The following is a 13,092-nucleotide window of genomic DNA, read 5'->3' as shown; positions in this document are numbered from 1 at the left end:
CGCAGGCGCCGCTAGCGGACGGTGTCGCGCCGCCGGGCGGCGGCGCCGGCGCCGGTCGTCAGGCCCGGGATCCGGGCCTCACGCATCGCGCCCGCCCAGATCATGGCGGCGACGAGCCACAGGTGGCGCCAGTGCAGCGTGTCGACGACCGCGCTGTTGAAGATCAGGCCGCACCAGCAGCCGAGCAACGCCGCGGGCCCGATCCCGTAGGTGTCGCGGCCGCGGACGACGTTGCGCAGCGCAAGCACGAGCGTGGTCGAGAGGATCGCCAGCCACGCCAGCAGCCCGCCGAAGCCCTGCTCGGCGAGGACGCGCACGTAGGTCGAGTGGCTCTCGATGTTGTGGTGGAACTGGAACTGCCCCGGCCCGACGCCGACCGGATGGCTCCAGCCGAGCTCGTAGCCCGCGTGCTGGGCGGCGAAGCGCTGCGTGTCGTAGCTCTGGATCTGCGCGCGGTGCTGCAGGAAGCCGACCGAGCCGGTCGCGCCGAGGATCGCGGCGACGACCGCGCCGATCACGACCAGCCCCACCAGGACGCGCATCGCGCGCCCGCCGCCGCGGCGCGTGATCGCCGAGCCGACGAGCATGATCGCCGTCGCCATCGCGAGGTTCGCCCAGGCGGCGCGTGAGAACGAGAACAGGATCCCCAGCGCGAGGATCCCGAACAGGGCCATCCCGACCATCGGGCGCAGCCTCAGCAGCCGCGGGCGCACCTGCTGGTCGAGCAGGATCACCGCGATCGGCACCAGGAACGGGCCGTAGACGTTGGGGTCCTTGAACAGCGCCTGCGCGCGGCTGCCGCCGTCGCCGAGGAACTGCGCCCGCATCGGGATCGGCAGGTTGAACGCCAGGACGCCCAGCAGCGCCGAGCCGACGCCGACCACGAGGTAGGCGATCACGACCGCCCGGACGCGCTCGGGCCGGTCCAGGTAGCCGCACATCCAGATCGAGAACGCCATCAGGTAGGCGGTGATGAAGAAGAACCGGAACGCCGTGCTGATCGAGACGGAGTCCATGATCGACAGGACGTTGATCGCCAGCAGCGCGCTGACGAACAGCATCGCGCTGCGCGGCGCGCGCGAGAGGCGGAAGCGCCCGGTGACCGCCGCGATCGCCATCAGGACCGAGAACGCGGCGTCGCACGGCGCGGGCTCGATGACCACGACCGCGGTGAGCGCGACCGAGACGACGACCGCCGTGTCGTAGCGCGCCAGCGCCAGCGCGCAGAAGCAGACGAGGCCGAGCCCGGCGATGAAGACCTTCGGGGCCGAGAGCGCGCTCTGGTCCAGGCCTTCGACCATCGCCGCGGCGAGCACGACGAGGCCGGCGCTGCCGAACAGGAGCGCGAGCACGGCGGGGCCGGGCGTCGGCCCGCGGCGCAGCCCGGGGATCTTCGGCAGAGCGGTCATCCGTTCGAGTTATCGGCCGGTGGGGTCGGTGGCGATACCTCCGCACCACCGCGTCCGGCCGCCAGGATGGCGCGTCGCGCGATCCGGCGCGCCACCGGCACGGGTACGAACGCCGCGATGGCGCGTTCGATGCGCTCGGGCGCGAAGCCCTTGGCAGCCATCGTCGCCGCGATCTGCTCGTAGGTCGGGATCTCCGGCCTGGGCGGCGGCGGTGCGGCGGGCCTCTCGGCCGCCGGGGCGGGCGCCTCCCTGGGCGCGACCACGGGCGCGGCGGGCGGCGCCTCCGCGCCGCCGCCGAGCACCAGCGCCGGAAACGCCTCGTACCACTCGTGACGGCGCTTGGAGCTGTAGCCCGCGTCGCGCGTCGACGCGCACAGGTCCGGCGCGCGCCGGACGGCGTCGTGGGCGTCGGAGGCGACGTTGTGGATCAGCCCCGCCTCGACCATCTGCAGCGCGATCCTCCGCGTCGGACGCCCGAACGCGCCGGTCAGCGACGACGCGGTCAGCGACGCGCGCGCGCCGGCGCGGATGCAGGCCTCCAGCAGCGAGAAGTCGCGCGAGAACACCGCGCAGCGCTCCGGGTGGGCGAGCAGGACCTCGAAGCCCATCGACTGCACCTGCCTGACGGCGGCCTCGACCGGGAACTGGCCCGCGGTCGGCGCCTCGAGCAGGATCCAGCGGCCGCCGCCGAGCGCCAGCGCGCCGAGGTCGCCGGCGTCCAGGTCGGGCAGCCGCGCCATCGCGACCTCAGCCCCCGGCAGCACCTCCAGCGGGATCTCGTGGCGCGCCAGCTCGGCGTTCAGCGCGGCCACGCCGGCCTGCATGACCTCCGCCTCCACGCGCATCCGCTGGCCGTGGTGCGGGGTCGCGACGACCCGCCGGACGCCGTCGCGGACCTGTCCCAGCGCGAGGCGCAGGGACTCGTCCATCGTCGGCGGCCCGTCGTCGACGCCGGGCAGGATGTGGCAGTGCAGGTCGCTGATCACCAGAACGCCCTCTTCGCCGGTGTATCATCTCGTTCCTTGCCTTCGTCGGTTGCTGCATCGAGGCGCCCAGTGCACGCGGCGCTGGCCCTCCTCGTGTTCCTCCTGCTGTCGAGCACGGCTTCCGCGAGCGCCAAGACGCTCGTCGGGATCCAGGGCATCGGCCCCGCGCACCTGTCCTCGGACATCGTCACGGCCAAGAGGGCCCACCTCGGCGCGATCCGCGTCCAGGCCTTCTGGGCGGCGATCGAGCCCGACGGCGCCGGCAGCTACGACCAGGGCGAGCTGTCGCAGCTCGACCAGACGGTCGACCGCGCAGCCAGGTCCGGGCTGAAGGTCATCCTGTTCGCCGACGGCACGCCGTGCTGGGCCTCCTCGGCCCCGAGGAAGGGCAACTGCTCCGGCTCGACGTCCTCCGCGGTCTACCGCTACCCGCCGAGCGACCCGCAGACGTTCGCGGCGTTCTCGAAGTTCCTCGTCCAGCGCTACGGCGCCAAGCTCGGCGCCTATGAGGTCTGGAACGAGCCCGACCACTCCAACGAGCTGTACTGGGCCGGACCCGACAAGGTCGCCAAGTACGTCGCGCTCGACAAGGCCGTCTACCCGGCCGTCAAGCAGGTCGCGCCGAAGCTGCCCGTCCTCGCCGGCTCGTTCGTCGGCTCCAACGGCGCGTGGCTGCAGGCGATGTACACGGTCGGGATCAAGGGCTTCTACGATGGCCTCGCCGTCCACTTCTACGACGTCCCGCTGTACGCGCTGAAGAACACGCGGACGATCCAGCAGCACAACGGCGACAGCAAGCCGCTGTGGCTGACCGAGTTCGGCTGGAGCTCCTGCTACCGCAGGGGCGGCCCGTCGGTCCTGCTCGAGCACGCGTGCCTGACCACGACCGGGCAGCGCAACGCGACGACCGACGTCATCAAGGCCGTCTCGCGCACCAGCTGGGTCAAGGCCGCGGTCGTCTACACGATGCGCGACGAGAGCACCGCCTACCGCTTCGGCCTGCTCGACAGCAGGGGCAAGGCCAAGCCGCTGCTGACGGGCCTCACCAAGCTGCTCGCCAAGCCGGTGCGCAGCTCGCTGCCGGCGCCGCACATCCGGCTGTCGGTGCGCAAGGGCCACCTCGTCGCCTCGGGCACGGCGTCGATCACCGACTTCTACAACCTGCAGGTCAAGGCCAACGGGCAGCTCCGCTTCCGCGCCACCCTCCGGACCGACCGCTTCGGCAAGTTCCGCATCGTCATGCCCACGGTGATCCCGCGTTCGGGCGTGACGGCCACGTTCCGGTCGACGTGGTCATCGCGGACGGCACGCGCGCACCGCTGACCCGCCCATGAGCACCGCCGGCGCCGCTCCCAAGCGTCGCACGCTGATCGTCAACTCGGCGCTGCGGGCGTTCACGGAGGTGGCCGGCAAGGTCGCGTCGATCGTCCTGTTCGCGGTGATCGCGCGCAAGCTGGGCGAGGTCGACCTCGGCAAGTACGTCCTGGCGCTGTCGCTGACGCAGATCATCTGGGTCGCGGGCGACTTCGGGACCAACCGCTACCTGCTGCAGGAGACCGCGAAGGACCACGACTTCATCCGCGGCGTGTTCTTCGACGCGGTCGGGCTGAAGGTCGTCGTCGCCGGCGGGCTGACGCTGCTCGCGTTCGCGATCTCGGTCGGCATCTCCGGCTTCAGCGCCACGTCGTGGCTGCTGGCGCTGGTCGGCGCGAGCATGGTCTGCGACCTCGTCGCGACCGTCCCGCTGACGATCTTCATCGCCCGCGAGGAGATGCGGTACTACACCTACGCCGCGATCCCCAACAAGTACCTGCAGGCGCTGATCGGCGTCGCGGTGCTGCTGCTCGGCGGCGGGATCGTGGCCGTCGGCGTCGCGGCGCTGGTGTCGTCGGCCGCCGCGCTGGTGATCTCGTTCTGGCTCGCCTACCGCCACTACCCGCCGCCGTTGCTCAGGCTCCGGCCCGGGCGCTGGTTCGGGCTCATGAGGCGCTCGGGCATGTTCGGCGCGCAGGACCTCCTGGCGCAGGCGGTGATGCGCGTCGACGCGATCCTGCTGTCGCTGCTGGCCGCGAGCGCCGCGGTCGGCTGGTACGGCGCGAGCTACCGCCTGATCGACGCGACGCTGTTCATCACGTGGTCGGTCGTCGTGTCGGCGACGCCGATGTACGCCTACCTCAGCAACGACTCGACGCCGTCGCTGCGCGACATCTACGGCGACTCGATGCGGCTCGTGATGGCCCTGATCGTCCCGATCTCCGTGACGCTGTTCGTCTGCGCACGGCCGCTGATCGACCTCGCCTACGGCCTGGACCAGTTCGAGCCGTCGGTGCTGGCGCTGCAGCTGCTCGCGTTCTCCCCCATCTTCTACGCGGTCAGCAACCAGGCGGCGACGCTGATCCTGACGCGCACCAACGGCAGGCCGGTCGTGATCGCCTTCGCCGTGGCGCTGGTGTTCAACGTGGTGTTGAACCTGATCCTGATCCCGGAGTGGTCCTACAAGGCCGCCGCGGCCGTGACGCTGGCGACCGAGGTGCTGCTGGCGCTGTTCTGCGTGATCGCGACGCGGCCGCTCGTCAGCGGGCTGCCGTGGTTCCGGTTGCTGATCGCGCCGCTGACCGGCGCCGCGGCGATGGCCGCCGGCGAGGTCGCGGCGGGCGAGAGGCTGTGGCTGGCGCTGCCGGTCGGCGCGGTGCTCTACCTCGGCGTGTCGATCGGGATCGAGGTGCGGCTGCTCGGCGGGACGCTGCCGAGGCTGCGACGCGACGCCACGGCCGAGCAGGCGGTCGTGATCGGGCCGACGGAGCCGTGAGGGGATCGACATGAAGGTCTTGATCGTCACCGCCAGCGCGCCGCTGGCGCCGTTGGAGGGCACCGGCCTGGTCGTCGCGGCGCTGCGCGAGCAGCTCGGCGACCGTCACGACATCCGGGTGCTCGCGCTCGCGCGGCCGGAGGACCGGACCGCCGACCCGGCGATCCGGCTCGTCCACCCGCCCGCGTCGTCGCGCGCGCAGGACGCGCTGCTGCTCGCGCGCTGGGCGGCCGGCGGGGCGCCGCTGCGCGCGGCCACGGCGACCGGCGCGCTGGCCGGCCCGCTCGACGAGGAGCTGCGCACGTTCGCGCCCGACGTCGTGCACGTCACGCCCGGGGACCTCTGCTCGCTGCAGGCCCGGCTGGGCGGCCGGCCGGCGATCGCCGCGCCGCTGGACGCCTGGCACGTCGCCGCCGAGACGCGCGCGTTCGGCGCGAGCAGGCTGAAGGCGTCGCTGCTGCGCGTCGAGGCGCGCCGGCGCCGCGCGCACGAGCTGAGCAACTACCCGCACTACTCGGCGGTCGTCGTCGTCTCCGACCTCGACGCGCAGGCGCTGACCGACCCGGCCCATCCGTTGCCGCTGCACGTGATCCCCAACGGCGTCGAGGCCGAGCGCTTCGCGCGCCGCGCGGACTCGGTCCCGCGGATCCCGACCGCGATGGCCTTCCACGGCTCGATGGCCCACCCGCCCAACGAGGTCGCCGCCGAGCACCTCGCGCGCGAGCTGCTGCCGCTGGTCCGGGCGCGCGTCCCCGAGGCGACGCTGCGGCTCGTCGGCCGCGAGCCGACGCCGCGCGTCCTCGCGCTCGGCGCGCTGGACGGCGTGACGGTCACCGGCGCGGTCGACGACGTCCGCGACGAGCTGGACCGCGCGGGCGTCTACGCGTGCCCGATGCTCACCGGCTCCGGGATCAAGAACAAGGTGCTGGAGGCGATGGCCAACGGGCTGCCGGTCGTCGGCACACCGCTGGCCTACGGCGGGCTCGACGTCCGCGACGGCGTCGAGGGCCGGATCGCGCAGGAGCCCGCCGCCCTGGCCGAGGCGATCGCCGAGCTGATGCTCGACCCCGGCGGGGCGGGCGCGCGCCTGGGCGCCGCGGGGCTGGCCTACGTGACCGAGCATCGCTCGTGGGCGGCGACCGCGCGCGCCTACGAGGCGCTCTACGAGCACGCCGTGGCACCGCGCCGCTCCTGACGAGGTCAGGCTGCGGACCGCCAACTGGCAGGGACCGGCGCGAATGGTGTTCGCTATGCGCACGGCCGAGACGGACGGATAACGGCCTCGGGGTTCCCGGCGTGCGCCACGCCCTCAGCAGCGGGCGCACGCCCCCTCCGTCCACTTCCAGAGCGCTGTGATGTCCTGCGTGAGACCCTCCCTCGGTCGAGGGATGGTGCAGAACCCCTCAGCGGTCGATCGACGGGTACATGCGCCTCTCCATCGGAGCCAAGCTCGCCGCCGCCTTCGGGGCCGTGCTGGCCGTCACCGCGATCCTGGGCCTGCTCGGCCTGAAGGAGATCCAGACGGTCACCCGCCACGCGATGCACATCAACAGCGAGACGGTGCCGTCGGTCGAGAACATCGACTCCGCGACGCGCGCGATCGAGGTCTACCGCCAGGACCAGTTCCGCCACATCGCCGTCGACGACGACACGCAGGTCGACGCCGACCTCGTCGCCGATCGCAAGAACGCCGCCGCCGCGTTCCGCGCCTACCGCCCGCACATCGCCGACGCGGCCGACCGCACCAACTTCGACGACGTCACCAAGCAATGGTCGGCCTACCGCGCCGCGACCGCGCAGCTGCAGCCGCTGAGCAGCGCGGGCCGCGACGCCGAGGCGACCGCGCTGATGGACACGACCGAGGCGTCGTTCGCCAAGCTGGAGAAGGACCTCGACTCCTGGAGCACCGACGCCCGCGCCGACGGCCACGTCGCGGCCAGGCACGCGCAGGAGGCCCACGATCGCGCGGTGACGACGACGTGGCTGCTGATCGGCCTCGCGCTGCTGATCGGCGCCGTGGTCGCCACGCTGATCACCCGCGCGATCCGCGCCAACGTGCGCGTCATCGTCGACCGCCTCGACTCGCTGAGCGAGAACGACACGACCGACCTGCGCGCCGGGCTGGACCGCTTCGCCGAGGGCGACCTCACCCACGTCGCCCACGCGCAGACCGCGCCGATCGAGCGCTTCTCGGGCGACGAGCTCGGCGACGCCGCGCGCGCCGTCGAGAACGTGCGCGCCAACACGGAGGCGTCGCTCGACGCCTACAACAGCTCGCGCCACGAGCTGAGCGCGCTGATCGCCCAGGTCGCGGGCAGCGCCGGCACGGTCTCGGCCGCGTCGGAGCAGATGGCGTCGACCTCCGACGAGGCGGGCCGCGCGGTCGAGGAGATCGCCACCGCGATCGCCGAGGTCGCGAGCGGCACGACGCGCCAGGTCATGTCGATCGAGGAGGTCCGCGGGATCGTCGGCGAGGTCGAGGACGTCACGACGCGCTCGGCCCAGGACGCCGCGGACACCGCGCGCGTGGCGCAGGACGCACTGGCCGTCGCCACCGCCGGCGCGCACGCCGTCCAGGGCGCGGACTCCGCGATGGTCTCCGTGCGCGACGCGTCCACGCAGGCCGCGTCGGTCATCGGCCAGCTCGAGGCCAAGTCGTCGGCGATCGGCTCGATCGTCGACACGATCTCCTCGATCGCCGAGCAGACCAACCTGTTGGCCTTGAACGCCGCGATCGAGGCCGCCCGCGCGGGCGAGCAGGGCAAGGGCTTCGCGGTCGTCGCCGACGAGGTGCGCAAGCTGGCCGAGGAGTCCTCGCACGCGGCGCGCGAGATCGGCGGCCTGATCGGCGAGATCCAGGCCGAGACCGCCCAGGCGGTTGAAGTGGTCGAGGAGGGCGCGCGGCGCACGGAGGACGGCGCGGGCGTCGTCGCCGAGGCGCGCGGGGCCTTCGAGCGGATCGGCGCGTCGGTCGAGGACGTCAGCGCGCGGGTCGGCGCGATCGCCGCGGCCGTGCAGCAGATCGCCGCGTCGGCGACGACCGTCGGCGAGCGCGTCGTCGAGGTCGCCTCGGTGGCCGAGGAGTCCAGCGCCGCGGCCGAGCAGGTCTCCGCCTCGACGCAGGAGACGAGCGCGTCGGCCGAGGAGATCGCCGCCTCCGCCAACGACCTCGCGAGCACCGCGCGCGAGCTGGATCAGCTCGTCGCGCGGTTCAGGCTCGCGACCGTCGGCTAGCTACCGCCGGCTCGCCACGAAGAAGTAGATGAGCTGGCTGAGCGCCGCGACGAACGCGGCGACGTAGGTCCACGCGGCGGCGCTGAGCACCGACTTGGCGCCGTCGAGCTCGTCGGCCTCCAGCAGGCGGCCGTCGCTGAGCGCGACGAGCGCGCGCCTGGAGGCGTCGAACTCGACCGGCAGCGTGATCAGCTGGAACAGCACGATCGCCGTGAACAGCGCGAGGCCGATGTTCGTCAGCCCCGTCGCGCCGAGGATCAACCCGACGAAGATCACCGGGATCGCGAACGACGAGCCGATCGAGGCGACCGGGACGAACGTCTGGCGGACCCTCATCGGCAGGTAGTTGCGCGCGTCCTGGACGGCGTGGCCGGCCTCGTGGGCGGCGACGCCGAGCGCGGCGACCGACGACGCCTGGCCCACGTCCGGGCTCAGGTTGAGCGTCCGGTTGCGCGGGTCGTAGTGGTCGGTCAGCCTGCCCGGGACCTCGCGGATCTCGACGCCCTGCAGGCCGGAGGAGCGGACGACGGCGGCGGCCGCCTGGGCCCCGGTCATGCCGCTGCGGACCGGGACCTGGCTGTACTTCGCGAAGGTGGTCTTCACCTTGCGCTGCGCCCACAGGCCGAGACCGAGCGGGACGATCATCGTGAGGAGCCACACGTAGGTGAGCGATGACATGGACCTGAATGTAGGTCTGATCGCTTACGGCAATCTAAGCCTTCAGGTCGCCTGCCTAAACCGGGACGACGCCGTTGCGCTTCCACGGCCGGTCGACGCGCTTGCCCTCGGCCATCTCCAGCGCGCGGGCGATCGTCGGGCGGGTCTCGCGCGGGTCGATGACATCGTCGATCATCGCGTTCTTGGCCGGGATGTAGGGGTCGATGATCTGCTTGTAGGCGGCGATCAGCTCGGCCTTCTTGGCGGCCGGGTCCTCGGCGGCCTCGACCTGCCTGCGGAAGACGATCTCGACCGCGCCCTCGGCGCCCATCACGCTGATCTCGGCGCTCGGCCACGCGACGATCAGATCCGGCTCGTAGGCGCGGCCGTTCATCACGTAGTAGCCGGCGCCGTAGCCCTTGCGCAGGACCACGGTGATCTTCGGAACGGTGGCGTTCGCCACGGCGTACAACATCTTCGCGCCGTGGCGGATGATGCCGGCCTGCTCGACCTTCGACCCCACCATGAACCCGGGGACGTCCATCAGGAAGACGAGCGGGATCCCGAACGCGTTGCAGAGGTTGACGAAGCGCGCGGCCTTGTCGGCGCTGTCGTTGTCGAGGATGCCGCCGAGCTGCTTGGGCTGGTTGGCGACGATGCCCGCGGGGCGCCCGCCGAAGCGCGCGAAGCCGGTGATGATCGTCTTGGCCCACTGCGGCTTCATGTCGAAGAACTCGCCGTCGTCGACGATCTTCTCGATGACGTCGTACATGTTGTAGGGCTTGCGGTTGGACTCCGGCAGGACGTCCAGGAGGGCCTCGTCCATGCGGTCGATCGGGTCGGTCGTCGGCCTGATCGGCGGCGCCGCCTCGTTGTGGGAGGGCATGAACGACAGGTAGGCCTTGATCTGCGCGATGCAGTCCTGGTCGTCGGCCACCTCGAGGTCGCCGACCCCGGACTTGCGGCAGTGCACGCGCGAGCCGCCGAGCTCCTCCTGCGTGACGTCCTCGCCGACCGCGGCGCGCACGAGGTGGGGGCCGGCCAGCGCCATCGAGCCGCGGCCCTTGACCATCGGGACGAAGTCGGCCAGCCCCGGGATGTAGGCGGTGCCGGCCGCGCACGGGCCCATCAGCGCCGCGACCTGCGGGATGACGCCGGAGGCGACGACCTCCTCGCGGAACAGGTGGCCGGAGCCGGCGAAGAGCGAGCCGACCGCCTCCTGGATCCGGGCGCCCGCGGAGTCCAGCAGCCAGACCATCGGCATGCGCTTGGACAGCGCCAGCTCGCGCAGGCGGGCGACCTTGATCTCGCCGGTCATGCCCATCGAGCCGGCCATGACCGTGAAGTCGTAGGCGGCGATGGCCACGAGCCGGCCGTCGACCTTGCCGTAGCCGGTGACGACGCCGTCGGCCGGCGCCTGCTTGTCCTCCAGGCCGCGGACGGAGTAGTGGATGCCGGCGTGCAGGCCGAGCTCGCTGAACGTCCCGGGGTCGACCAGGAGGTCGATCCGCTCGCGGGCGGTGAGCTTGTCGGCGGCGTGCTGCTTGGCGATCCTCTCCTCGCCACCGCCGAGCTTGGCGGCGGCGCGGCGCTCCAGCAGCTCGTCGACGAGCGGGCGCAGCAGGGAGGTCGGGGCGTTCGTGGTCTGATCCGTCATTGGAAGTAGGAAGTCCTACTTCCCACTTCGGCCCACGTCAAGCCCCGACCTCTCGCGCGGTCGCCTCAGCTGTCGTCGCCGTGCTTCTCGATCTTCTTGCCGTTGGTGCCCATCACGTACCACTCGGCGCCGAACGCGTCGATGCCCTCGCCCTTCGTCGAGCCGGGCCTGTTCTGGTCGGCCACGAACAGGTAGAGCGGGTGGCCGTTGTAGGTCACCTGCGTCGTGCCGTCCGAGCGCTTGGTCGTGCCGAGCTTGCCGGAGGAGACGCCACCGGCGGCCCTCGGCGCGCCCGACGTCGTGACCGGCGGCCAGTTCCTGGCACACGCGCCCGAGCAGGTCGACCTCTTGGTCTTGTCCCTCTCGAACAGGTAGATCGTGCGGCCCCTGGAGTCGACCAGGACCGTACCCAGCGACGTATGCCGCGTCTTGATCGTGGCGGCCCTGCTGCCGCTGCCATACGCGGCACCCGCCGCCTCGACACCGACGACACCAACAATCGCGAGCACGGCGACCAGCGCCATCGCGCGTTTCATGAGTCCTACCTCCTGCTTGGGGTGGGGAGCGACCTTCACCCCCAAAGACCCCGCCGGGCGCGGAGCCTTCCGCTCAGAGCAAGGGGTCGACGACCGTGGCGATCAGCTCGGTGAGTGACGGGTCGTGGAAGCCGGCGATCTCGCAGCCGATGAGGTTGCAGCTCGCCGCGACCTCGGTCAGCAGCGTGTGCAGGCCGCCGTCGGAGAGGCCGCCCGGTGCCGGGAACGGCGAGGCCATGATCGAGGGGTCGAGGACGTCGAGGTCGAGGTGGACGAAGACCTCGGCGCCGTCGAGCGCGTCGGCGAGCAGTCCGGGCCGCGACAACCGGACGACGCCCTTGGTCTCCAGCAGGACGACCTCCGGCCCGTCGATGTCGCGGACGCCGCACATCACGACGCGCGCCGGATCGACCCGCGGCGCGTCGTCGTCGACGAGCCCGGAGTCCCACAGCCCGCAGGCCGCGGCCAGGCACATGCCGCCGAGGTACTTGCTGGCGGTCGTCTCCGGCGTGTTGAAGTCCGCGTGCGCGTCGAGCCACAGCACGGTGGCATCCGGCCGGTGGCGCACGACCGCCGGCAGCGTGGTCAGCGACGGCGAGCAATCGGGGATCACGAGCACCGGGCGGTTCCCGGCGGCCAGCGCGTCGTCGATCTGCCCGCCCGCCTCCAGCAGGCAGCCCCTCGACTCGCGCAGGTCGTCCGGCCAGTCCTGGATCGCGACGTCGGCCGGCGGCGAGCCGATCAGCCGCCCCTCCACCCCGTGCCGCTCGCCGAGCGCCTCGACGAGCGCGAGCGTCCCGCGCGCGGCGCCCGAGACCCGCTCCGAGGAGCGGCACAGCATCCCGACGAGGTTCAGCGCCCCGTCCACACCGGCTCCCGCTTCTCGAAGAACGCCCTCACGCCCTCCTGGATGTCCTCGGTCGAGAACGCCAGCGTCAGGTTGTGCTGCAACAGCTCGAGGGCCTCGACGAACGGCAGGTCCTGCTGGCGGTACATCGCGTCCTTGCCGAGCCGCATCAGGACCGGCGACTTCCCGGCCAGCTTGACCGCCCAGTCGCCGACGGCGGCGTCGAACGCGTCGGCCGCCACGACCCTGTTGACGAGCCCGATCCGCTCGGCCTCCTCGGCGCTGATCCGCTCGCCCAACAGCAACAGCTCGTTGGTCTTCTTGCGCCCGACGTTGCGGTAGATCAAGGCCATGATCATGAACGGGAACACCCCGACGTTGATCTCGGGCGTCCCGAACGTCGCGCCCTCGCGCGCCACGATCAGGTCGCAGGCCAGCGCCAGCCCCAGCCCGCCCGCGAGCACGTGCCCGTTGGCCGCGCAGATCGACGGCTTGCCCAGCTCGCCGATCAGCCGGAACAGCCGCGGGAAGCGGTCGGTCCCGAAGTGCTTGTGGACCAGCGGCACGCCCTCGGCGAACCCCGCGAGGTTCCCGCCGCTCGAGAACACCCTCTCGTGCGTGGACGTCAGGACCACGCAGCGGACCGCGTCGTCGTCGCGGGCGGCGGTGAACGCCGCGAGCAGGTCGTCCAGCACCTGGTCCGACAGCGCGTTGCGCGTCTCGGGCTGGTCGAGGGCGATGGTCGCCACGCCGGTCTCGGCGACCTCGTAGCGGACGGTCTCGTAGGACATGGGCGCAGAGCAAAGCACGTCCGCTTCACGGGCGTCCATCCGGAACCGCCCTGCTCCACCTCATGAACGGTGAGCGTTTCTGCGCCACGATCTCTCAGGATCGGGCCGCGCGCAGGAGGTGGGGCCCTGGAAACGGAACATGGCCTTCACACGACATGGGCCACTA

General features: G+C 72.0%; 11 protein-coding genes. 4 read left to right on the top strand and 7 right to left on the bottom strand.

Annotation, left to right across the window (positions count from 1 at the left end):
- Positions 1 to 11: 11 nt before the first annotated feature.
- Both H030_RS0108000 and H030_RS38950 read right to left on the bottom strand, forming a co-directional pair.
- Complete coding sequence (locus H030_RS0108000; protein ID WP_027005729.1) at positions 12 to 1,409, bottom strand: O-antigen ligase family protein; 1,398 nt, start codon at positions 1,407 to 1,409, stop codon at positions 12 to 14.
- The gene (locus H030_RS38950; RefSeq protein WP_051222028.1) at positions 1,406 to 2,395 is read right to left on the bottom strand and encodes a tyrosine-protein phosphatase; all 990 of its coding nucleotides are present in this window, start codon (positions 2,393 to 2,395) and stop codon (positions 1,406 to 1,408) included. The genes H030_RS0108000 and H030_RS38950 overlap by 4 nt, the downstream gene beginning before the upstream one ends.
- A gap of 69 nt (positions 2,396 to 2,464) precedes the next feature.
- Here H030_RS38950 and H030_RS38325 point away from each other — a divergent pair, with 69 nt between their 5' ends.
- The 4 genes from H030_RS38325 (at position 2,465) to H030_RS36670 (ending at position 8,438) form a co-directional block, all read left to right on the top strand.
- The gene (locus H030_RS38325; protein ID WP_027005728.1) at positions 2,465 to 3,718 is read left to right on the top strand and encodes a cellulase family glycosylhydrolase; all 1,254 of its coding nucleotides are present in this window, start codon (positions 2,465 to 2,467) and stop codon (positions 3,716 to 3,718) included.
- A 7-nt stretch (positions 3,719 to 3,725) separates the two neighbouring features.
- Positions 3,726 to 5,204, top strand: a complete 1,479-nt coding sequence (locus tag H030_RS0107980; RefSeq protein WP_027005727.1) for a flippase — start codon at positions 3,726 to 3,728, stop codon at positions 5,202 to 5,204.
- Between the two features lie 10 nt (positions 5,205 to 5,214).
- Positions 5,215 to 6,399: a glycosyltransferase gene (locus tag H030_RS36675; protein WP_051222026.1), complete on the top strand. Its 1,185-nt coding sequence runs from the start codon at positions 5,215 to 5,217 to the stop codon at positions 6,397 to 6,399.
- Between the two features lie 230 nt (positions 6,400 to 6,629).
- The gene (locus H030_RS36670; RefSeq protein WP_051222024.1) at positions 6,630 to 8,438 is read left to right on the top strand and encodes a methyl-accepting chemotaxis protein; all 1,809 of its coding nucleotides are present in this window, start codon (positions 6,630 to 6,632) and stop codon (positions 8,436 to 8,438) included.
- Here H030_RS36670 and H030_RS0107965 read toward each other — a convergent pair whose 3' ends face one another.
- The 5 genes from H030_RS0107965 to H030_RS0107945 all read right to left on the bottom strand — a co-directional run bounded on the left by H030_RS0107965 (position 8,439) and on the right by H030_RS0107945 (position 12,926).
- On the bottom strand, positions 8,439 to 9,116 hold the full coding sequence (locus tag H030_RS0107965; RefSeq protein ID WP_027005726.1) for a zinc metallopeptidase: 678 nt from the start codon (positions 9,114 to 9,116) through the stop codon (positions 8,439 to 8,441). It lies immediately after the preceding gene.
- Positions 9,117 to 9,171: 55 nt separating this feature from the next.
- On the bottom strand, positions 9,172 to 10,752 hold the full coding sequence (locus H030_RS0107960) for an acyl-CoA carboxylase subunit beta (RefSeq protein ID WP_051222022.1): 1,581 nt from the start codon (positions 10,750 to 10,752) through the stop codon (positions 9,172 to 9,174).
- A gap of 65 nt (positions 10,753 to 10,817) precedes the next feature.
- Positions 10,818 to 11,288, bottom strand: coding sequence for a hypothetical protein (locus H030_RS0107955; protein ID WP_027005724.1), 471 nt, complete (start codon positions 11,286 to 11,288; stop codon positions 10,818 to 10,820).
- Between the two features lie 73 nt (positions 11,289 to 11,361).
- A complete protein-coding gene (locus H030_RS30295; protein ID WP_051222020.1) occupies positions 11,362 to 12,156 on the bottom strand; it encodes an arginase family protein in 795 nt (264 codons plus the stop codon).
- The gene (locus H030_RS0107945) at positions 12,141 to 12,926 is read right to left on the bottom strand and encodes an enoyl-CoA hydratase/isomerase family protein (protein ID WP_027005723.1); all 786 of its coding nucleotides are present in this window, start codon (positions 12,924 to 12,926) and stop codon (positions 12,141 to 12,143) included. Before H030_RS0107945 ends, H030_RS30295 begins: the two co-directional genes overlap by 16 nt.
- Positions 12,927 to 13,092: the final 166 nt, after the last annotated feature.

Origin of the sequence: Conexibacter woesei Iso977N, from assembly GCF_000424625.1 — a bacterium.
In the GTDB taxonomy this organism is placed as follows: domain Bacteria; phylum Actinomycetota; class Thermoleophilia; order Solirubrobacterales; family Solirubrobacteraceae; genus Baekduia; species Baekduia woesei_A.
The sequence above is the reverse complement of the archived record's forward strand: the minus strand, read 5'-3'. Positions and strand labels throughout refer to the sequence as shown.

Bases quoted from the DNA above. Each gene is read 5' to 3' on its own strand.
- H030_RS0108000 (WP_027005729.1), bottom strand. From the start codon at position 1,409: ATGACCGCTCTGCCGAAGATCCCCGGGCTGCGCCGCGGGCCGACGCCC.
- H030_RS0107980 (WP_027005727.1), top strand. From the start codon at position 3,726: ATGAGCACCGCCGGCGCCGCTCCCAAGCGTCGCACGCTGATCGTCAAC.
- H030_RS36675 (WP_051222026.1), top strand. From the start codon at position 5,215: ATGAAGGTCTTGATCGTCACCGCCAGCGCGCCGCTGGCGCCGTTGGAG.
- H030_RS36670 (WP_051222024.1), top strand. From the start codon at position 6,630: ATGCGCCTCTCCATCGGAGCCAAGCTCGCCGCCGCCTTCGGGGCCGTG.
- H030_RS0107965 (WP_027005726.1), bottom strand. From the start codon at position 9,116: ATGTCATCGCTCACCTACGTGTGGCTCCTCACGATGATCGTCCCGCTC.
- H030_RS0107960 (WP_051222022.1), bottom strand. From the start codon at position 10,752: ATGACGGATCAGACCACGAACGCCCCGACCTCCCTGCTGCGCCCGCTC.
- H030_RS0107955 (WP_027005724.1), bottom strand. From the start codon at position 11,288: ATGAAACGCGCGATGGCGCTGGTCGCCGTGCTCGCGATTGTTGGTGTC.
- H030_RS0107945 (WP_027005723.1), bottom strand. From the start codon at position 12,926: ATGTCCTACGAGACCGTCCGCTACGAGGTCGCCGAGACCGGCGTGGCG.